Origin of the sequence: Limosilactobacillus kribbianus, from assembly GCF_026413145.1 — a bacterium.
Lineage (GTDB): Bacteria > Bacillota > Bacilli > Lactobacillales > Lactobacillaceae > Limosilactobacillus > Limosilactobacillus kribbianus.
On the sequence record NZ_JAOVYZ010000002.1, the window covers coordinates 106,964 to 128,036 of the forward strand.

At 48.6% G+C, this 21,073-nt stretch carries 17 protein-coding genes and 2 pseudogenes; 4 read left to right on the forward strand and 15 right to left on the reverse strand.

What is annotated here, in order from left to right; translation table 11 throughout:
• Positions 1-111 precede the first annotated feature (111 nt).
• On the forward strand, positions 112-828 hold the full coding sequence (locus tag OCT58_RS01170) for a matrixin family metalloprotease (RefSeq protein ID WP_438361099.1): 717 nt from the start codon (positions 112-114) through the stop codon (positions 826-828).
• Between the two features lie 41 nt (positions 829-869).
• Here the strand turns inward: OCT58_RS01170 and OCT58_RS01175 are convergent, their stop codons facing one another.
• From OCT58_RS01175 to argF, 3 genes are all read right to left on the reverse strand, one after another.
• Positions 870-1,790 carry an EamA family transporter gene (locus OCT58_RS01175; RefSeq protein ID WP_267200998.1) on the reverse strand — a complete coding sequence of 307 codons (921 nt, stop codon included), beginning with the start codon at positions 1,788-1,790 and terminating at the stop codon, positions 870-872.
• A gap of 123 nt (positions 1,791-1,913) precedes the next feature.
• On the reverse strand, positions 1,914-2,846 hold the full coding sequence (gene arcC, locus OCT58_RS01180) for a carbamate kinase (RefSeq protein ID WP_267200999.1): 933 nt from the start codon (positions 2,844-2,846) through the stop codon (positions 1,914-1,916).
• 16 nt (positions 2,847-2,862) lie between these two features.
• The gene (gene argF / locus OCT58_RS01185; RefSeq protein WP_267201000.1) at positions 2,863-3,870 is read right to left on the reverse strand and encodes an ornithine carbamoyltransferase; all 1,008 of its coding nucleotides are present in this window, start codon (positions 3,868-3,870) and stop codon (positions 2,863-2,865) included.
• Between the two features lie 288 nt (positions 3,871-4,158).
• Here argF and OCT58_RS01190 point away from each other — a divergent pair, with 288 nt between their 5' ends.
• Positions 4,159-5,007: a DNA-binding domain-containing protein gene (locus OCT58_RS01190; protein WP_267201001.1), complete on the forward strand. Its 849-nt coding sequence runs from the start codon at positions 4,159-4,161 to the stop codon at positions 5,005-5,007.
• A gap of 76 nt (positions 5,008-5,083) precedes the next feature.
• On the opposite strand, the gene xylB is transcribed toward OCT58_RS01190, so the two are convergent.
• From xylB to OCT58_RS01220, 5 genes and pseudogenes are all read right to left on the reverse strand, one after another.
• Positions 5,084-6,592, reverse strand: coding sequence for a xylulokinase (gene xylB / locus OCT58_RS01195; protein ID WP_267201002.1), 1,509 nt, complete (start codon positions 6,590-6,592; stop codon positions 5,084-5,086).
• 168 nt (positions 6,593-6,760) lie between these two features.
• Positions 6,761-8,110 carry a xylose isomerase gene (gene xylA, locus OCT58_RS01200; RefSeq protein ID WP_267201003.1) on the reverse strand — a complete coding sequence of 450 codons (1,350 nt, stop codon included), beginning with the start codon at positions 8,108-8,110 and terminating at the stop codon, positions 6,761-6,763.
• A gap of 157 nt (positions 8,111-8,267) precedes the next feature.
• Positions 8,268-10,307: pseudogene (locus OCT58_RS01210) on the reverse strand (right-handed parallel beta-helix repeat-containing protein).
• A gap of 19 nt (positions 10,308-10,326) precedes the next feature.
• Positions 10,327-11,793, reverse strand: coding sequence for an MFS transporter (locus OCT58_RS01215; RefSeq protein WP_267201007.1), 1,467 nt, complete (start codon positions 11,791-11,793; stop codon positions 10,327-10,329).
• A 168-nt stretch (positions 11,794-11,961) separates the two neighbouring features.
• A complete protein-coding gene (locus tag OCT58_RS01220; protein ID WP_267201008.1) occupies positions 11,962-12,873 on the reverse strand; it encodes an AraC family transcriptional regulator in 912 nt (303 codons plus the stop codon).
• Positions 12,874-13,176: 303 nt separating this feature from the next.
• Here OCT58_RS01220 and OCT58_RS01225 point away from each other — a divergent pair, with 303 nt between their 5' ends.
• Positions 13,177-14,553, forward strand: a complete 1,377-nt coding sequence (locus OCT58_RS01225) for a sugar porter family MFS transporter (RefSeq protein WP_267201009.1) — start codon at positions 13,177-13,179, stop codon at positions 14,551-14,553.
• Between the two features lie 187 nt (positions 14,554-14,740).
• On the opposite strand, the gene OCT58_RS01230 is transcribed toward OCT58_RS01225, so the two are convergent.
• From OCT58_RS01230 to OCT58_RS01245, 4 genes are all read right to left on the reverse strand, one after another.
• Positions 14,741-15,910 (reverse strand): ROK family transcriptional regulator, encoded by a 1,170-nt coding sequence (locus tag OCT58_RS01230; protein ID WP_267201010.1) that lies wholly within the window; start codon positions 15,908-15,910, stop codon positions 14,741-14,743.
• Between the two features lie 196 nt (positions 15,911-16,106).
• Positions 16,107-17,216: a PTS sugar transporter subunit IIC gene (locus OCT58_RS01235; protein ID WP_267201011.1), complete on the reverse strand. Its 1,110-nt coding sequence runs from the start codon at positions 17,214-17,216 to the stop codon at positions 16,107-16,109.
• A 151-nt stretch (positions 17,217-17,367) separates the two neighbouring features.
• Positions 17,368-17,574, reverse strand: coding sequence for a hypothetical protein (locus OCT58_RS01240; RefSeq protein WP_267201012.1), 207 nt, complete (start codon positions 17,572-17,574; stop codon positions 17,368-17,370).
• 60 nt (positions 17,575-17,634) lie between these two features.
• Positions 17,635-18,993: a glucose-6-phosphate isomerase gene (locus tag OCT58_RS01245; protein ID WP_267201013.1), complete on the reverse strand. Its 1,359-nt coding sequence runs from the start codon at positions 18,991-18,993 to the stop codon at positions 17,635-17,637.
• A 70-nt stretch (positions 18,994-19,063) separates the two neighbouring features.
• On the opposite strand from OCT58_RS01245, the gene OCT58_RS01250 reads away from it, so the two are divergent.
• On the forward strand, positions 19,064-19,213 hold the full coding sequence (locus tag OCT58_RS01250) for a hypothetical protein (RefSeq protein ID WP_438361100.1): 150 nt from the start codon (positions 19,064-19,066) through the stop codon (positions 19,211-19,213).
• Between the two features lie 87 nt (positions 19,214-19,300).
• Here OCT58_RS01250 and OCT58_RS01255 read toward each other — a convergent pair whose 3' ends face one another.
• From OCT58_RS01255 to OCT58_RS01265, 3 genes and pseudogenes are all read right to left on the reverse strand, one after another.
• Positions 19,301-20,302: an Lreu_0056 family protein gene (locus OCT58_RS01255; RefSeq protein WP_267201014.1), complete on the reverse strand. Its 1,002-nt coding sequence runs from the start codon at positions 20,300-20,302 to the stop codon at positions 19,301-19,303.
• 267 nt (positions 20,303-20,569) lie between these two features.
• Positions 20,570-20,881: a hypothetical protein gene (locus OCT58_RS01260; RefSeq protein ID WP_267201015.1), complete on the reverse strand. Its 312-nt coding sequence runs from the start codon at positions 20,879-20,881 to the stop codon at positions 20,570-20,572.
• A gap of 88 nt (positions 20,882-20,969) precedes the next feature.
• Positions 20,970-21,073: pseudogene (locus OCT58_RS01265) on the reverse strand (IS30 family transposase); the annotation flags it as partial.

The window sequence follows — 21,073 nt, forward strand, 5'->3', positions numbered from 1 at the left end:
CTAACGCCGTCTGTGAATTTCATTACAAGAAATCATAAAATTTCGGCCAAGCTAGGCGAATCAATAGACTTTTGCCCCCGATCTATACTAAAATTTGTGCATTAGGAGGTGGTGGGGATTCGTAGACGCCTGTTCTTACCATTAATTTACTTACTGTTATTTGGCGGAATTATCTGGTTCTACCAAAACAACGCCTTCTTCCAACAGGAGGCTAACGTCGCTATTCACGACGTCCAAGTTCTTACTTACAACGGAATTAACAAGTTAACGGGGAAAAAGGTCGCCACGCTAACGTCACAAAAAAATGACACCCAAAAGACGAGTTCAAGCGACGGCCGCTGGCAGCATGCCAATGCAACCGTCTACGTTGATCTGACCAACCCGGTTCTGCGCAACGCCGCCGAATCGGCCATCAGCCAGTGGAATCGCACGGGGGCATTTACCTTTAACGAGACCAGCGACAAATCCAAGGCTGACATCGTCATTTCCGCGATCAATGACAAAAGCAATGGTGCGGCCGGACTGACTAATTCGAGTACCAATGCGATGACCGGTTATCTGGTTCACGCTGACGTCCAGCTCAACGCTGCCTACCTGCTCAACCCCAGTTACGGCTATTCGCAGCAGCGGATTGTCAACACGGCCGAGCACGAACTCGGCCATGCCATTGGGCTCCAGCACAACAACGGCACCTCGGTCATGCAGCCGGCCGGATCCTTCTATACGATCCAGCCCACCGATGTCCAAGCAGTTCAAAATCTCTATTCGTCAACCCCGGAAACCAACCAGAGTTCTACCAGTCAAAGTCAACAGCAAAGCAATCAGTAAAATCAAAAACCGCCAAGTCTTTTGCAGACTTGGCAGTTTTTTTAAGCAATATTTTCTCCCTCATGATGTTGCGGAATGCGAATGTTGATCGCCAACACCGCCACGATTACCAGGATCGATCCCACGATGTCCATTCCCGTCATGTGAAGGTTAAACAGTAAAACGGAACCGATCGTCGCCGCCAGCGGTTCAAAGGCGTCCATCAGGCTAAAGGTCGTCGCGTCAATGTACTTGAGCGAATTATTGGCTAATTGGAACGGGATCAGGGTCCCAATCACTAGAATTCCCAACCAACAGATCCAAACGATCGGTAGGTTCGGGACGTGTGGCTGAGCCGGGTGAATCGCCAGAAGCGACAGACCGGCGAAGAGCAGGCCCCAGCCAGTGACAACCAGCGATGGCACCCGGTTGGTCCGCAACATCTGCTGAGGGATCAAAGTATTGGTCGCAACCCCCACTGCAGCAACCAGGCCCCAGAATAAGACCAGGGGCGTGATGGCCATATGGTTAAGCTGCCCGTGCGTTGCCAGGATAAAGACCCCGGCAAAGGCGATCAGCGCACTGATGATTTCAATTCGGCGCGGCGGAATGTGCCGAAAGACAGCCACGTAAGCGATAATGAAGAAGGGCCCCAAGAACTGGAGAACGGTCGCAATTGAGGCATTGCCAAACTGAACCGCCATGAAGTAACCGTACTGTACCGGTACCAGGCCAAAGAATCCATATGCAAAGATCACCCAGGCATCGTGCAGGTTCTTAAAGATCTTGAACGGCTGGTCACCCTTGAATTGACTGATGATCAGCAAAATAATTCCGGCAGAAATCATCCGGGTTTGAGTCACCCACATCGAGGTGATTTTGGGACTGACGTTAAACAGGGCTTTAGCAAATAAGCCCGAAATTCCCCAAAAGGTACAGGCCACGATGATCATGACCGTCCCCAAAACTTTCTTATTGGTCATAACTTTCCACTTTCCAATCTATAGATTTACACGTAGATCATTTTAACACATAAAGAAAGGCAAAAAATGAGCGTGCAAAAAAACGGCTGGCGAGGAGTCCTCGTCAACCGTTTCATACCTGATTTAGTTGTCACGAATAACCGTACCAACCTTGCCAGCTAAGGCATCATCTAAGCCGTTCAGAGAAGTGATAATTGCTTCACGCTCTGGGTGGCCTTCAACGAATGACAGGCAGGCTTCGATCTTCGGCAGCATACTACCAGCAGCGAACTGCTTTTCGTCCATGTACTGGTGAGCTTCGTCGATCGTCAGCGTCTTCAAAGCCTTTTCATCTGGCTTACCGTAGTTGACGTATACGTAGTCAACGGCGGTCAGGATGATCAGCTTGTCGGCACTGATTTGGTCGGCCAACAGGGAGCTGGAACGATCCTTGTCGATAACGGCAGGGACACCTTGGAGCCCGTCATCAGTCATGATGACTGGAACCCCACCGCCACCACCAGCGATAACCAGGTCGCCGGATTCGATCAGCGTATTGATGCTGTCGAGTTCCATGATCTTCTTCGGCAGTGGTGAAGGAACGACCTGACGGTAACCCCGACCAGCGTCTTCCTTAAAGGTGTAACCCTTTTCCTTCTCGATTTGTTCAGCTTGTTCCTTCGTGTAGAAGTCACCAACCGGCTTGGAAGGATTGTCAAATGCTGGATCCTGTGGGTCAACGGCAATCTGCGTAACGATGGTAGCAACATTCTTGTTCATCCAACGCTTGTGCAGTTCGTTTTGCAGACTCTGTTGCAAGTGGTAGCCAATGTAGCCTTGGCTCATGGCACCACATTCAGGGAATGGGAAGGCAGCCGTCTTACCATTCTCGGCAGCAAAGTTCATGCCCAGGTTGATGGCACCAACCTGTGGACCGTTACCGTGACTGATAACAACCTGGTTACCAGCATCGATCAGACCAATCAATGAGGATGCGGTATTCTTAACTAACTTTAATTGCTCTTCAGGTGATTTACCAAGGGCGTTACCACCTAAGGCAACAACTACTTTAGCCATCTAACTGCCTCCCTAATTAGCCTTGTTCACCTAAGGTAGCAACCATCACAGCCTTGATGGTGTGCATCCGGTTTTCAGCTTCACGGAAGACAACGGAGTGCTTGCTTTCGAAGACTTCGTCAGTAACTTCCATTTCCTTAAGACCGAACTTCTTGTAGATTTCCTTACCTACTTCAGTGTCCAGGTTGTGGAATGCTGGCAGACAGTGCTCGAACAGAACGTTAGGGTTTTCAGTAGCCTTCATAACGTCCATCGTTACTTGGTAAGGCTTCAGCAGGTTGATCCGCTTTTCCCACATGTCGTCGGATTCACCCATTGATACCCAAACATCGGCGTAGATAACGTCCATGCCCTTAACGCCTTCCTTGACGTCGTTGGAAACAACGATCTTAGCGCCAGTTTCCTTGGCAATTGCGTTAGCCTTGTCCAGAACTTCCTTAGTTGGGTTCAGTTCCTTAGGAGTGACAACGTGGTATTCCATCCCCATAACGGCAGCACCTAACATCAGAGCGTTAGATACGTTGTCTTGACCGTCACCAACGAAACCGAACTTGATTTGTTCATATGGCTTCTTCAGAACTTCGTGAGCAGTCAGGAAGTCAGCCAGAACTTGAGTTGGGTGGTCTTCGTCAGTCAGACCGTTCCATACTGGAACACCTGAGTACTTAGCCAGGGTTTCAACGTTCCGCTGGGAGAATCCACGATATTCGATACCATCGAACATGCCACCAAGAACACGAGCGGTATCCTTAACAGATTCCTTGTGGCCAATGTGTGAGCCTGAAGGACCGAGGTAGGTTACGTGAGCGCCTTCGTCCTTAGCACCAACTTCGAATGAGCAACGGGTCCGAGTGGAGCTCTTTTCGAAGATCAGGGCAATGTTCTTGCCTTCAAGGTTCTTAGCTTCAGTACCAGTGTACTTAGCCTTCTTCAGATCTTCAGCCAGGTTAAGCATGTATTCCATTTCACGCTTGTTGAAGTCAGCGAGAGTTAAGAAACTGCGATTACGTAAATTAAAAGCCATAATTAAATTCCTCCTTGGTTATTACAGTTACTATCATACCGGTATACTTCAAGAAGCTTCGCATAACTTCGCAAAATTCTACGAAAAAATTTTGCTTTATTTGCTCCTCAAGGCCTATTATAACATCAATGAAAGCGGACCCAAGTTTTTTGATGGAATAAATGCCCACTTCTTAGGAATCAGCCATCATTTTCAAATAATCTTATTGTGCGATATTACACGAAGAGGTAAAATAAGTTTGAGCTTCATAAAGCTTCATAATCCTTCGAGAAATTAAGGAGAACCAAGATGAATTTCTACATTGTTAACAATAACGGCGATGATAACGCGACCGAACTTTTGCGCAACATCATCGAAAATGACTTCAATAATTCAATTGTCGGGACAACCACCGATCCTCAGCAGGCTTTCGACGATGCCATGCGGCTCAGCATCGATATCATGTTCGTCGACTACGCCATGCCAAAGATGAACGGCATCGACCTGGTCCGCCGAATCCAGGATAGCCGGCACTATCCCCACTTCATCATGATGGCGACGGCAATCGATCCTGAGACCCGCACTAAGGCTTATAAAAACGGGATTGATTTTTTCCTGGAAAAACCACTCAACATCGCTGAGGTAAAAACAGTCATTAAATTGTCTGGACAAAACATCGACATGTCAAAACGCCTCCTCCAGATTCTCGATCTGGTCAGCGGGGCAGCCACCAACAGCAATACCGTCGCCATCAGTTATAAGGAAAAGAAAAAGGAGAATGCTCGCTCAATCTTGCGTTTCCTCGGCATTACCTCTGGCAACGGCGGCCAGGAAATCAACAGCATCATCAGCATGATGATCGAACGGGAACTGGACTTTGAGGAGATCAACTTTGCGGAGGCCTTTGGCTGCGATGCCCATGGCAAGAAGATCATCTTTCAGCGTGTGCGGCGTGACATCCGGTCCGGGCTCAGCAACCTTGCCCACATGTGCATCGATTACCCGGAAAATGACATCATCCTGGAGTATGCTAACAACCTCTACGAATACAAGAACGTTCATAACGAAATTGCCTACCTCCAGGGTCAACGGACCAGCGGCGGACAAGTCTCGATCAAGCACTTCTTCAATGGCCTGGTGCAGGAAAGTAGTAAATAGAAAAAGGAAGATTCCCGCAATCAAACGGTAATCTTCCTTTTGTTATAGAATCTTCGAATTGATTTGGCCGCTCAGATTAGTCCCATTCGTTCCGCAGCTTCATCAGTTGGTGACTAATGCCCTTGGTTTGGTCGTAAACCTGATGGTAAATCTTGTAGAGGTCATTGTACTTAGCCACAGCAGCCGGCTCTGGTTCGTAGGTCTTACCGAAGTGAACGAACTTCTTGGCACAGTCCTCCAGGGAGTCGTACCAGCCTAGTCCAACAGCTGCCAGCATTGATGCCCCGAGGCCTGGTCCCTGTTCGTTGGTCAGGGAAACGACCTTGGTGTTAAAGATATTAGCTTGAAGCTGGAGCCAGAAGTCACTCTTGGCACCCCCACCGATCGCCACGACCGTATCGAAGTCCTGGCCATGTTGGTCATAAATGTTGAGGATGTCCCGGAAGCTGAAGGTGATCCCTTCAATCACGGCCCGGACAAAGTCATACTTGTTTTGCATGCTGTCGACGCCGAGGAAACTCCCCCGAATATCAGCATCAGCATACGGTGTCCGTTCGCCGACCACGTAAGGCGTAAAGAGCAAGCCGTTAGCGCCAATCGGTCGTTGACCAGCCTTGGTAACCATCTCGGTGAAGTCCTCATCGGGAGCAAAAGTGTGCTTGAACCAGTTCAGCGAGTGACCGGCCGCCAGGGTAACCCCCATTGAATAGTAGGAATCCGGAATGGCGTGGCATTCGTACTGGAGAGCACCGTGGTAATTGACGTTGGCATCCGGTTCATACTTCAGCACCACGCCGGAAGTCCCAATGCTGGACATCACCATGTTAGGCTTGATGATCCCGGCACCAACGGCACCACAGGCATTGTCACCGCCCCCGCCAAAGACTTTCGTGCTGGTCTTCAGTCCAGAGAACATTGAGTAGTAGTCCGTAACCGTTCCGGCGAGATCGATTGAGCGGATCAGTGGTGGGCACATTGACATTGGGATATCAAAGGCGTCACAGATTTCCTTGCTCCACTCCCCCTTCTTAATGTCAAAGAGGACCGTCCCGGTAGCATCGGAGTAATCCAGGGCCTGCTTACCAGTCATTACGAAACGCACATAGTCCTTTGGCAGCAGGAAACTCTTGGCCTTAGCCCAGATCTCTGGTTCATTTTCCTTGACCCACAATAATTTTGGCAGGGTGAAACCTTCCAATGCCCGGTTGCCGGTAATATCAATGAACTTGTCGCCGAGCTTGTCCATGATTTCCTCGCACTGCTTAGTGGTCCGGGTATCATTCCACAGCATTGCCGGCCGGAGAACCTGGCCCTTTTCATCCAGCAAAACCAGGCCGTGCATTTGCCCGGAGAAGGAGATTCCCTTGATCTCGTCAGCGTCAATTCCGTCCCGCAGAATCAGCCGGTCAATGGCGATGGTGGTTCCATACAGCCAGTCCTTTGGATCCTGTTCGCTATAACCCGGATGTGGTTGGTGCAGCGGGTAGCCATAGCTTTCTTGGGCGGCAATCTGGCCATCACGGTCCATCGCTGAAACCTTCACCGCACTCGTTCCCAGGTCGACCCCAATTACGTATTCTGCCATAATTTTCATTCCCTTCTTATATTGACAAAAAGGCTGGGGCAAAGTTGATTGCCTCAGCCCTTTTGCTGATTAAACGCTCGATACCATCACTGTTTTATTGGATTGATAGGTTAATCGTATTAGTTAGAGTTGTCGTAGTCGAATTGTCAGAAAGTGATGTTTTTAGCCTTACTTAGCCAGCGTTTCAATCATGTAGTGGTTAATGGTGTCCTTGATTTCTTCAAGGTGGTCAGATTGAGTAGATGCACGGAGTTCTTCTTCAGTAGCGTCCAGAACAGTTGGTTCAATGCTCTTGAAGTCTTCCTTGCCTTCTTCAATCCGCTTGCCAAGGCCTTCGTCCCAGCTAGCGTAACGCTTCTTCAGGATGTCGTCTAAGAAGCCGTCTTCCTTCATTGCGGCAGCAACCCGCAGACCTGCGGCAAAGCTGTCCATACCAACAATGTGGCTGTAGAAGAGGTCTTCTGGCTTGAAGGAAGTCCGACGTGGCTTAGCATCAAAGTTCAGACCACCACGAGGACCGATGCTGCCGTTCTCAACAACTTCCCACATAGCAGCAGTAGTTTCGTACAGGTTGGATGGGAATTCATCAATATCCCAACCGATCAGCTTGTCACCCTGGTTGGCATCCAGAGAACCAAGCAGGCCAGCTTCACGGGCAACCCGAATTTCGTGCTGGTAAGTGTGACCAGCCAGGTTAGCGTGGTTACCTTCAAGGTTCAGCTTGAAGTCCTTGTCCAGACCGTATTCACGCATGAAGTTGATCGTCGTTGCGGCGTCAAAGTCGTATTGGTGAGTAGTTGGTTCCTTCGGCTTTGGTTCGAGCAGCATCTGTGCATCGAAGCCAATCTCGTTAGCGTAGTCCTTAGCCATGTGGAAGAACTTAGCGATGTGTGATTGTTCACGCTTCATTTCGGTGTTCCAAAGTGATTCGTAACCTTCACGACCACCCCAGAAGACATAGTTCTCAGAGCCAACCCGCTTACCAATTTCCAGGCTGTGCTTTAATTGAGCACATGCGTAAGCGTAAATCTTAGCAGAAGGAGCCGTGCCCGCACCTTCAAGGAACCGTGGGTCAGTGAAGAGGTTTGAAGTGTTCCAAAGAACCTTCATGCCGCTGTCCTTTTGATATTCAACAATCTTGTCAACAACCTTGTCCAGGTTCTTGTTGGTTTCACGAAGCGTGTCGCCTTGTGGAGCCAGGTCACGATCGTGGAAGCACAGGAAGTTAACGCCTAACTTCTTGTAGAATTCAAATGCGTAGTCAACCTTGGCCAAAGCTTGGTCCATTGGATCAGTGTACTTGTCGTATGGACGCATTGCAGTTCCGTCACCGAATGGGTCAACCAGCCGTTGATCAAATGTGTGCCAGTAAGCAACGGCGAACCGTAGCCAATCCTTCATCTTCTTGCCCAAGATTACTTCATCCGGGTTGTAGTATTGATAGAACAAGCCCGACTTGAGACCCTTGTGAGGTCCTTCGTACTTAATGTCATTAATGCCTTGCCATAAATCAGCCATAGTTAGTAGCCTCCTGAAAAGATTTAGTTTGTATAAACAACTAACTTACGATTCTTAATATACACCATTTTTCTGATTTGTAAACCCTTTCTCGGGAATTTGTGCAGAAAAAAACAAATTTTTATTTTGTGCGACGCGGTGGATAGCCAGTCCCGCCTTAGAAAAGCTTGTCTGTCAGCTCAGCAGAATTAGCGAATGGTCCGGCTGTCACCTTGACGCCGGCACGGTGGTTGCCAAAGAAGTCCGTGTTAAAGATAATCGGCGTTCCATCCGGGTTCTCATACTTTTCTTCCGGTTCAAAGGCCATCGCGATGGTCTGCGTTGAAATCACACCATCAGTCTTTTGCGGCAAAACAGCCGCCAAATTGGTCTTTAAGTAAAGGCCGTCCGGGCGCTTTTCCAGTTTCAGCTCAACTTGCTGATCAGAAACAACGGCGTCTTTTTCCGTGTCACACGGTTGGGCCCCGTTGAAGTAATAGTTCCCTTGAGTCCAGATTGGCAGATGGTTGTAGTAGTGATCGCTGTTTGGCGCGTAAATCCCGCAGTAGCCGTCAAACTACTTCTTCCATTCTGCAAAGGTTGGGTAGCCATCAAAAGGCTTGGTCCCCACTATAAAGTTGTAGTCGTCCCAGTCATCGGGTTCGTCCTTCTTCATGTCAGCCAATTTTTGCATTGCTGGCCGCAGTTTTTGTTGAACAAAAACGTTATTGTAGAACTTGTTGTCACCGTGTTGAATCGTCATGAAGCCCATCACCTTGGTGCCATGGATTTCATGATATGGCGTAAACCGATTCGACGGCAAATTGACGGAGTTGTTGTCGGTCCCACGCCCGGTGGCGGTGAAACTACCGGCAATCACATTATGAACAAAGGCAATTTCCTGGGCAGCAAAGCGAACTGACCGCGCGGAAAGCAGGAGGTTGTTGTCAATCAGCGTCGGGCCGTGGGAAACTTCAATCCACAGATCCTCCCCAAGTCCGGAAAGAACGTCATCGAGGTTGTCAGTATCAACCTGGAAGTCGTTTGGCAGGCTGTTGTGGTCAAACACGTTTTGGGTGACCCGGGTTCCCTGGGCCTGCCAGTCCAGCCACAGTCCCCGTGTACAGTGGTGAATGTGATTGTGACGATAGATCACGTCAATCGCCGCGTGCATCTTGATTCCACCAATTTCGGCCCCGGCTAAATTCTGCCGAACATTGATGTCGTGAATATCGTTGTCTTCAATTAGCGAGAAGACGCCCCCGAGGTGGCCAACAATCCCGGTTTGTCCGCAATCGTGAATGTGATTGTGGCGAATAATGTGGGAACCGACGTGCTCTTTGTCCCAGCCTTCATACGAGGCTTGGCAAATCGTATCCCGTTCCGTTTGGGTTCCGTCCTTATATTTCCACTTTGACCATTTATTGTCGTTATTCGGCTGGAAGTATTTACCAAGCGAAATCCCAGAACATTTTGAATGCGAAACGTCACAGTGCTCAATGATCCACCCCTTGGACCAGTGAGGACCAATCATCCCTTCCTGGTAAGCGGTCGGCGGGGCCCACTGGGTGGCGGCCTTGGTTACGCCAAAGCCAGTCAGAGTAATGTAGCCAATCCCCTCTTTTTGCGGATAGAAGCAATTTTCACGGACGTTAATCTCAACATTTTCCTGATTAGGGTCTTTTCCTTGGAAATTAGCATAGATGATCGTCGCATCTGCTTGCTCATCCTGCTCGGCAAACCAGGTATAGAGTGTTCTCTCCGGGTACCAAGACTTCATGTTCTTGACTGGGTGTTCAACCTCTTTTAAGGTCGTAACCTCGTACAAGGCAACATCATTTAAATAAACTTCACCGGTATGGGCAACAATTCGGGCATCAAACCAGTCCCCGAATACCCGGGTCGTATATGGATTGTAGTCGCCAAAGATGGAATTCGGGACGACCGCTTTCCAAACGTTTCCTTCAACTGGCCGCCATGTTTTAAGCCGCTCGGCCCCAGTGATTACGGCGCCCAGTGGTTGGACTGATTTGTAAGTAATTCGGGCCTCAGCCGTCCCGGGATGCTTGGGATTGACATTTTCGCGATAAATCCCTGGTGCAACCTGAACCGTGTCACCCGGCAGCGCAATATTGGCAGCAGCTTGGATCGTCTTAAATGGATACTCTTTGGTTCCATCCCCATCGACGGCAGCATTCAGATCAACATAAATTTGCATTTAAAAAACCTCTTTCTAATTACTTAGTGGTGGCCTTGTTCCGCTTTGCTTCAATTTCATGGTTAATCTTGTCAACCTCTGAATCACTTAACGGGTACTTGCTCATGATCCACATTGCAACCAACGCTAAGACGATCGGTACCCAAATCATGGAGATGGAAATCCCAGTCAGAGCTGAAGCTGGTTGGGTGGCCTTCGTCCCATCAAAATGGCAAAAGGCGTTAATGTAACCAGGAATAATCCCACCGAGGGCCAAACCAATCTTGAAAAACAGCCCCATGATCGAATTAATAATTCCGGCAACCCGTTTCTTTGAATGCCATTCTCCATAGGAAATGACTTCAGGAACCAGCGACCACATGTAACCGGTCGCAGCGGTGATCCCCCACTGCATAATGAAACGGCCGATGTAGCCCAACGCAATGTTATTCTTAAAGGCTGGGAATGACCAAATCCAGAGAATGAGCTGGCCAATGATGAACAGCGTTAAGAAAAGGTAGAAAAAGCCCTTTTTACCAATCTTTTTGCGCACAATCGGCCACAGAAAGACCAGGAAGATGCCTGGAATTGAACCAACTAAGTTAATTGAGGCGACCCACTCGGAGTGCCCGATGTTGTACTGAACAAAGAATGGCCAAACCGTGTTGCCAAAGAACATAAAGGTAAAACCAATTAGGAAGAACCAGCCCAAAATTTGTAACGGCTTATTATCAATCAATTCATTCCACAAATCGGAGAACTTAACCGAGGCCGTTTCTTCTTCGGTCGGTAAAACGCGCTCCTTAATCCCAAAGTAAGTGCACAGCAGCATAATGAAACCAATAATCATATAGATGATCATTACCCGGAAGTATGCACCGGCCGCGTGGGGTGAAGCATAGTTACCAAGGTTCAGCTTGATTCCAAAAAGGCCAATGTTTTTTAAGTGCTTGTCCGGGGAAGCTAGTTGAACAAATAATGGCAGAAAAGTGTAGACTAACAAGTTCCCAATGTTGGCTTCCGTCATCCGAACCGTCGTTAAGGTCGAAACTTCTTCATTGTCCCGCGTTAAGGAAGCATTTAGCGAACCATATGGAATATTAACAAAGGAGTAAATTAAGGCCGTTGCTAGATAGGCAACGAATGCGTAAACGACATTGCCCCTTACTGCCGGAATTGGCAAGAAAAGGAGTGCACAGCAGATCGTGAGTGGAATCCCAAAGTAGATCAAAAACGGCCGGTATTTACCACCATGCTTAAAGTGGCTCTTATCAACAACCGTTCCCACCCAGGGGTCCCAAAAGACATTTACCCAACGCACAATTAGAAAGATCGTGGCTCCGGCAGCTGCTGAAATTCCAAAAACTGTTGTTAAATAGAAGAGCAGCATCGAACCAATTGTTCCAAAAATCAAGTTTTGCGCTAAATCTCCGGCACCATAGCAGATCCGTTCACGCCATGATAATTTAGCAAATTCATCGACTTGCTGATTAGCAGGTGTCTCCATCCTTATCATCCTTTCGGTATCAGTTATCTTTGAATAAGTTAGTTGTTTGAACTGACAATCATCAGCACGATTCATATTGTATGCGCTTTCTGGAACAAAAATGAGATCAGAAACTGACAGTTATTTATCAATTCCTGATCTCTTCTGAAAGCGCTTTTCGAATTAAAGTTATTCAAAGTAGCCGGTCCGATTTTTCGAATAGACTCGCCGCTCGTGTTTCGCCTGTTTTTGGTATTCGCTCGGCGAAACACCTGACCATTTCTTAAATTGCTTGCTGAAGATTGAAATATTGGCCGCACCAACCATGTAGGCAACCTCTTCAATCGAATTGCCAGAATACTCTAAGAGCCGTTGCGCCTTTTTGTATTTTTCCCGGTCAATAAAATGCAGTGGGGTGACCCCATAAACTTTCTTAAAAACACGGTGACCATAGCCACTGGAGATATGTAACGCATCGCAGATTGCACCGAATGTAAATGACGGATCTTCATCATCATTGTTGACTCGATCCTCAATCGCGAGCGAAATGTCGCGCGCTACTTTCGCCTCCTTATCGGTAAATGGCAGCTTATGCTTATCAACCGTTGTCAGCGTTAATTGATCAAGTGCTTTTAGGTACTTTAATAACAGAATCTCGATCTCGACGTGGGTGCTAAAGTCGTTGCGGTGAGCGCGATCACGACTCTGCTCCACAATTCCATCAAGCATTTTCTGCGAAAGGTCGGCAAGCTGCGAGCCGGCCGGAATCAAGTGATTAGTCATCGTACCGATCACCCGCGATCGCAACTGTGCATCTTCAAAATCAAAATGCAGACACATATAAGTCATCGACTGATGCTTACTGGCATTGCGGTTAGTGTGCAGCGTTCCCGGGGCAATAATAATTGCATCCCCGGGCCCTAAATCAATGGAACTTTGCTCACGGATTTCAGTCAGCTGATGTCCAGCCATTACCACCATCAGTTCTAACACTTGGTGGCTCTGTTCAAAAAAGGACCAACCACCATTGACCGTATGCCGATGTCCCCCAAACATATATAAACCCGATTCAATCGTTGGAAAAGAAATAAACTCCTGCATGATCACTCCTCCTTTCACGTTCCGGAATCGTTTTCATAATCCATTATCGTTCAAATACGGTTAATCCGATATCTCTTTTTATAACTCGTATTTGTCATATTGCGACCGTTTCGAACGAAAAGAAATTTGTCAATTTCTGATCAAACTTTATCAAATTATTTCCAGGAAACGCTTTCACAACTGTTGGCTTTGTGCTATTATAATGGTGTTAGTTGGCAAGGCAAACCAACACAACAAAATATAAGCAACTAACTTCACCCATTGACTTACATTCATTCTTATACTTTAAGGAGATTAAATATCATGAAGCATAAACTTTCTTCCGGGTGGATTTACTTCTTTGCCGCCCTTGGTGGACTGCTATTCGGTTACGATACTGGTTCAATCTCTGGTGCCATTCTTTTTATCCAAAAGCAATTATCCCTTAATTCCTGGCAACAGGGTTGTGTCGTATCCGCAGTTCTTTTAGGTGCCATCCTTGGTGCCGTAACCATTGGACCTTTCTCAGACCGTTATGGTCGGCGGAAATTACTGATGGTTACTTCCATTATTTTCTTCGTCGGTGCTTTAGGTTCTGGTTTTGCTCCCGAATTCTGGACACTGATCATCTTCCGGATCATCTTAGGTTTAGGTGTCGGGGCCGCTTCTGCCTTGATTCCAACCTACTTGGCCGAATTAGCACCAGTTGCTAAGCGTGGGATGATGTCCGGACTCTTCCAGCTGATGGTTATGACCGGTCTTCTGACGGCCTATCTCTTCAACTACTGGCTGCAAGGTCTCTACTCCGGCTGGCGTTGGATGTTAGGTTTAGCTGCCATCCCAGCTGCCATCCTGTTCTTCGGTGCAATTATCCTGCCAGAATCTCCACGTTACCTGGTTCGAAACAACAACGAACAGGCCGCTCATGACGTCTTAATGGCCATGAACGCCAACAATAAGGAAGTTGTTGACAACGATATTGAAAAGATTCGTCAACAGGCTGCTATCAAGTCTGGTGGTTGGAGCGAACTGTTTGGTGACATGGTTCGTCCTGCCCTGGTTGCCGCCGTTGGTCTGGCAATCTTCCAGCAGATCATGGGTTGTAACACCGTGCTCTACTACGCACCAACCATCTTTACTGACGCCGGCTTCGGTGTTCACTTCGCACTGCTGTCACACATTTGGATCGGGATTTTCAACGTTATCGTGACTGTCATCGGTATTTGGCTGATGAACCGGGTTAGCCGGCGGAAGATGCTGGTTGTCGGTGGTTGGCTGATGGCCATCACCCTGTTCATCATGTGCTGGGGCCTGATGCACTCTAGTGAATCCAAGTTTGCTGCCGATGTTGCCGTTATCTCAATGATTGTTTACATTGCTTCATTCTCTGGTACCTGGGGCCCAATCATGTGGACTATGATCGGTGAAATGTTCCCACTGAACATTCGTGGTTTAGGGAACTCCTTCTCCGCTGGTGTCAACTGGACTGCCAACATGATCGTTTCCCTGACTTTCCCACCACTGCTGAGCTTCTTCGGTAAAGGGACCCTGTTCATCGGTTACGGGATCTGCTGCCTGCTCGCCATCTGGTTCGTTCACGCCAAGGTCTTCGAAACCCAAGGCAAGTCTCTGGAAGCGATCGAACAATGGCTGCGTGATCAAGCTGCCAAGAAGAAGGCTGCTAAGGCTGCCAAGAATTAATGGCAATCTGATCCATGCTTAGATTAGGGATCTAGTTTACCCTTCCCCCTCATAATAAAAAACCAACGGGCGAGAAAACTCAACTTTGCGACTGAGTTTTCCCGCCCGTTTTTTGTATTGCACTTCAATTGTAAATTCGCCCCAAGTAAAAAGGCTGCCGGGATAATTTCCTTGCAGCCTTGACTACTTAACCAATATTTTCTGTCTCCTGCGGCTTTTTCAAGCGGAGCCAATAACCCTGCAGACCGAGGCCATGGTGAATCGCCATTGAGCTGGCCCCGAGCAGAGAGGCATACCGCGAACCCCGCACCATTCGAACGGGTGAAAAGGTGCCCATCTTGACCAATTCCTGTTGGAGATTGTCAAAGACGCCTGGTAACTCCTCAAAGATCGAGGAGCTGAAGAAGACCTCCTGGGGGCCGAGGGTAACGATAGCGTTGTAGGCTACATCGGCAATCCGCCGAATCGCCGTGTCGACAATCTGGCGGACCTCCTCATCATTGATGTACAGCTCCCGCAGCTCATCATGGCTTAGCTTTTCCAGCTTTTTAGCCGCCATGACCTGATTAAAGATAACGTCCTCTGAGCAAAGCGATTCGACCTTAACTTGGCTCCCATCTGGTAAGCGGGTCAAGTCACGACCAATTTCACCGGCGGTCCCCAAATTGCCGCGATAAAGGCTCCCGGCGGTGATGATCCCCATCCCGATCCCCCGGTGAACACTGATCGCAATCAGGTTATTGATCTCGCTACCCGTGCAGTAATCCTGCTCAAAGACGGCGGTCAAGTTCGCCTCGTTCTCCAAGACGACCGGCACTTCGAATTCCTGCTCGAAGTACTTCTGTAAATCGACGCCATTCAGGTGCAGGAAAGGTGAATCGCGCACCTCATTGTTGAAGACGATCCCGTGAACGGAAAAGCAGATTGCCAGCAGGCCATGACGTGTCTGGTTGACCTTCTGCAGCTCGTTAATCTTTTGCTTAATCATCTGCATGATGTTGAGAATGTCAAACTCAGCGATCTCCTGACGGTCATACTGGATGATCTCACCATTGGTATAGTTAAACATGGAAGCCAAATAGGTTGTCCCGACGTTGAAGCTGGCAACGAAGCCGTAATTGCGATTGAGCTTGACCATGCTGGGTTTCCGGCCACCGTTACTGGACGATTCGCCCTGCCGGATCTCTTCAATGTAGCCCTCGTCTTTTAAATCCGAATAGATTGAGGAGACGGTCGACTTGTTGAGATTGAGGCGGCGCGAAATCTCGGCCCGCGAAATCTCATCATTGTTGAAGAGCTGCTGAAGAACCAGTTTCCGATTTTTAATTCGTGTGATGTTACGGTGGTCAATTGCCATGTATTTTTCCTTCTTTGTCAATTTTAACTAGTTAATATCATTATATCATGGTGGATAGACCAATCAACTTAAACTTATAGGTTGATTAGCGGGTCAGCGCATCTACCTGTTTAGACCGCTTCAATCAAATATTGTAAAATCGCTAAAAAGCAAAAATACAGCAAGGCTGATAATGCCTGCTGTATTTTTTAGTAAACTAAACTAATTCAAGATGAAGCTGCCGATCACCGATGAAGCCACTCTTTTTCAAGAAAAGGTAGATGGCAACGGACATGATAGCCGGTGCAGCCACGCCCCAAAGCATGTAGGTGCCGAATTGGGCCCAGCCACGTGAGAGATACGCAATTGGAGCAATTAAGGAGTTCAATCCTAAGCCCCCTAGTGTATAGGTTGAGCGGAAATTAAAGAGAACGGTCGCAATCGGTGCACAGACCGCTGCAGCGACAACTGACGGAACAAGCAGCCATGGATTCAGCAACAGGTTTGGGAACTGGACCTTTGGCGTTACCAGTCCCTGGGCGATGTTGGCGCCCAAATTATTTTGACGGAAGGACATCGCGGTAAAGGCAACAAACTGGGCAGTGGTGCCGATCAGCGCCGCCGCGGACGAGACCGGATCAAGCGTCAGGGCGACCGCCAGTGCCGCAGACGATGCGGGGGTCATCAAGAAGAGTGCCCACACCACTGAGATCGCCATGGATCCCAGAACCGGTGACACCTGCATCGTGTGTGCGATGTATGCAGAAACCGCAAGTAGTGCCGGAGTAACTACGGATGCAACGACAAGGCCAAAGCCAATCCCGACAGCGAGTGAACCAAATGGAACCAGAACCATGTCTAGTGGCGTCTTCCCAGTCAGGTACTTCCCAACTAGAACCGCTACAACCGCCGCCAGGACGGCCGAAACCGGTTGACCAGTTGTAAAGACCGGTGAGCCAACCGCGGTGAGCGATGCCTGACCAGTCGCCGTGGCCCCATGAACGGCCGCGGTTGTGAAGTGAACCGCGTTGGCCCCCACCGTTGCTGAAATCATCGATGCGAAGGTAACGAGCGTGTTGGTGTTCATCTGTGAGGCTACCGCCACCCCAATTGCTGGCGCTAATAGAACTTGAGCCTCGGCTCCAACAAGACTTAGGACGTGCAGCCCTGACAGGTTACCAATGGTTTGGACTAGGAGTCCGCCACCCAGGATCACTAGAATGGCATTGGCCACCGCCGCAAAAATTCGGTAGGCCACCTCTTTGACCTTTGACGAGTTCTCATAAGTTGCGTTTGCTTTTCGTTGTGCATTGACTGAACTATCCATCTATCAACGCCTCCTTTTTCATTTGATGTTTGTAAGTTTAGCGAAGATAATGAGATAATTCAATCAATTTTTAATGATTTTATAATCAAATAATAATATTTAGTTAAGATTGATTTTGGTGAAAATTGGAAGTGCTTTCCAAAATGCAATCTTAAGCAGAATGGCGCAAAATCCGCCATTCCAAGTATAACCACACGAGTGCCAGGAAGAATGAGTAGGCTGCCGACAGCCAAACCACGTATTGCAGAAAGGCCCAGCCCACAAAGGCCTTGACGATCCAGAGACAAATGGTAAGAACCAGCCAGACAGCCAGGTGCTCCTGGACCCCGTCCCGATGCTTTTTCAGTTTTTCCTTCATCTTTACAGTCCCCTATCAAAAAAGCCGTTGACCATCACGATCAGCGGCTTTTGATTGATCTTAGTTGTTCTTTTCCATCTCTGCCCGCAGCTTGTCACCGACTTCTTCGTAGCCCGGCTTGCCCAGCAGGCCAAACATGTTGACCTTGTAAGCTTCGACACCCGGTTGGTTGAATGGATTGATTCCGTTCAGGTAGCCGGAGATACCCATGGCAACTTCAAAGAAGTAAATCAAATAACCCAGGGTGTACTCGTTCTCTTCTGGGATGTGAACGGTCATGACTGGAACGCCACCGGCCGTGTGGGCGGCAACGACGGCTTCATAAGCCTTGGTGTTGGCGAAGTCCATCGTCTTGCCTTCCAGGTACTTGAGGCCGTCGAGGTTGTCGTCTTCGCTCGGGATGTCAACGTCGTAGTTTGGCTTGTCAAGCTTGACCACAGTCTCCATCAGGAAGCGCCGGCCCTCCTGGATGTACTGACCCAGGGAGTGCAGGTCGGTCGTGAAGTTGGCGCTGGATGGGTAGATGCCCTTTTGATCCTTCCCTTCGGATTCGCCGGCCAGTTGCTTCCACCATTCGGCGAACATCCGCATGTTTGGCTCGTAGTTTTCCAGCAGTTCGGTCTCGTAGCCCTTCCGGTACAGGATATTCCGGTAGGCGGCGTATTGGTAGGCCTCGTTCTTGGTCAGGTCAGGGTCAACGAAGTCCTTTTCGGCCTGGGCGGCACCGGCCATCAGCTGGTCAATGTCGGCACCGGAAGCGGCGATTGGCAAGAGACCCACGGCGGAGAGGACGGAGTAACGACCGCCGACCCCATCCGGAATGACAAAGCTTTCGTAGCCGTGAGCGTCGGCCTCGGTCTTCAGGGCACCCTTGGCCTTGTCGGTCGTGGCATAAATCCGCTTGTTGGCCTCTGCCTCACCGTACTTGGCGATCAGCTTGTCCTTGAAGATCCGGAAGGCAATGGATGGTTCCGTGGTCGTCCCGGACTTGGAGACGATGTTGACGGAGAAGTCCTTGTCGCCGATCAGCTGGAGCAGGTCGTGGACGTAGGTCGAACTCAGGGAGTTCCCGGCAAAGATGACCAGTGGATACTTGCGATCCTCAGCGCTCTGGGCCTGGTAGAAGGTGTTGTGCAGGAAGTCGATGGCCATCTGGGCACCCAGGTAGGAGCCCCCGATCCCGATCACGACCAGGATGTCGGAGTCAGCTTGGATCTTCTTAGCGGCCTGCTTTATGCGGGCAAATTCTTCCTTGTCATATTCGGTCGGCAAATGGAGCCAGTCGCGGAAGTCCGCGCCAGCACCGGTGCCCTGGCGAAGTTCTTCGTCAGCGGCGTTGACCATTGCCTGCATCTCACCGAGTTCGTTTGCGTGTACAAATTGCTTTAAGCCTTGCTTGTCTAATGAAACATGAGCCATATCAAATAACTTCTTTCTATAAATTGTTATTTATTAACACACCCTAAATGATAGCGGATTCTAGGTGGGCTTGCAATTAAAATTGGTTAAAATCGGCCATTCAATTCGGATTACTAAGGCGACCCGGGATGGCCCGGGTAATTCACTTGTCCTCGGTGTACCAAGCAAGGTCATGCGTTTAATTACCGCCAAAGAACGAATTGATAACTACCCAGACTAAGCAAATGACACCCGATCAATCTGCAGGTTGATCGGGTGTCATTTTAGGTATTAAGCACTGCTGAGCGTCACTGGCTAGTCAACAGGGCTAATTGTTATGTTCATAATCACTTTCCGGCTTCAGCTTATTCGCATAGCCGTTGACCTCATCCTTTTGTGACTGGTTCGTGTAGTAGTCACGAACTAAGCCAGAAACCGTAATATGCTTGGTGGTCATTGATGCTTCCGCGACGGATTCGTCACCCTTAGGATCAACGTACTTCACGGTGACGTTATCGCCATCCCGCTTGAAGTAAAGCCAACTGGTGGGGTCACCGTTAGCGGTCACGTAGCTATAGCCATCCGGGCCGTTGTAATGATCACCATTGGTGTTGGACTCGTACCACATCTCATCATCACTGACTCCCGCCTTAAACCAATCGGGGTGCGCATAAAGGGCCACCAGCGTTCCTAATTGCTGAGTAGTCAATCCCTGCTGACTGCCACCATTATCGGCCGTAGTCGTCTGATTGCGCAAATCCTCCACCTTAGTGTTCTTGGCAACGTTCAGGACGCGATCAACCCCGTGATGTTTTTGGGCATAAGCCACCATCTCACTTGCGGTCACACCATCTTTATTGATCCCGCCATCACTATCCGCAGTGTAGACCTTATCGCCAGCGATCGTGTAATAAGTGGCGTCGATCTTGTTCTTCTTCGTTCCCTCAACGCCATGGTTGAGTATGATTGAATACAATAGCTGGGCACCATCCGGGTAGGTCTTGTAGATTGGCCCGGTTCCTTTGGGGGCATCGTCCTTATTGTAAATCTTGACAACAGCGCCTTGCCCCTGCTCCGCCATATGAGCAGAACAATCATTTTGCTTCGCCCCGGGCATGTGTTCACCCGTATAGTAAAGCACGAGAGCGGCATTTTGCTGCGGCGTTAAGTTCGCCGGGTCCAAGCCTTGGCGCGAAGCTGTTGACTGCGATGAACTTTTCGTAGTGGTTGCTTTGCTGCTGGAGGTCGCCTGCTGATTATGGCTATTGCCACAGGCCGTCAGGGTCAAAGCCACCAACGGAATTGCCAACATTGATACTAATTTTTTCATTTTTCCTCCCATCAATAAAGGTCGCTGAAATTCATTAACGACCCTTTTAATTTTCGATGATTTATCAATTTGGTGCTGGTCCACCGCTCAAATCATCCTTATTTCTTATCTTAGCGCTTTTTATTGCATCTGACCATCGTTATTAAAGGTGTAAGTCTTCCCGTCAATGGTATGTGTTCCGGTGACCATCCAGGTATTCGTTGGGTCAAAGTAGTACCAATGGACCAGAAATCTTTTACTTAACCAATTTGTTAAAGCATTCAGATTTTATTGTTCAAACAAGATGACATGCTGTGCAGCCTCGTTCCTTGGATTGATAAAAATCGATAAATGCGTTCCATCAATTTTGGAAAAGTTAATCCCAACATATGGGTCAGGACTATTGGTGGCATCACAATCAGCAATGCCCAGCATCTGCCAACGATGACCAGGGTAATTATCTAAATTGCCATCTTCCAGTATCCACCCCGTGATATCGTAATAAACGGCATCCTTAAGATCTGCAAGTGTATAATCTTCAATATTCCCCGCATCACTTTCACTAATTGCTGCTCCATTTTGTGAATCGTATTTGTTCATAATGTAATCAAGATCTGCCGGTTCGGAAAAAGTTTTATCATGGTTTCCAAAATGAAGCTGCTTATCATCCCCGAAATGTCAAATTAAGTTAGAAAAAAGCTAGTTGCTCATCGGTGACGTGCTTCATGAATACTTCAAGTGGTGTGCGGTAGTTCAATGACTTGCGAGGAATGTTATTCCGACGATGCATCA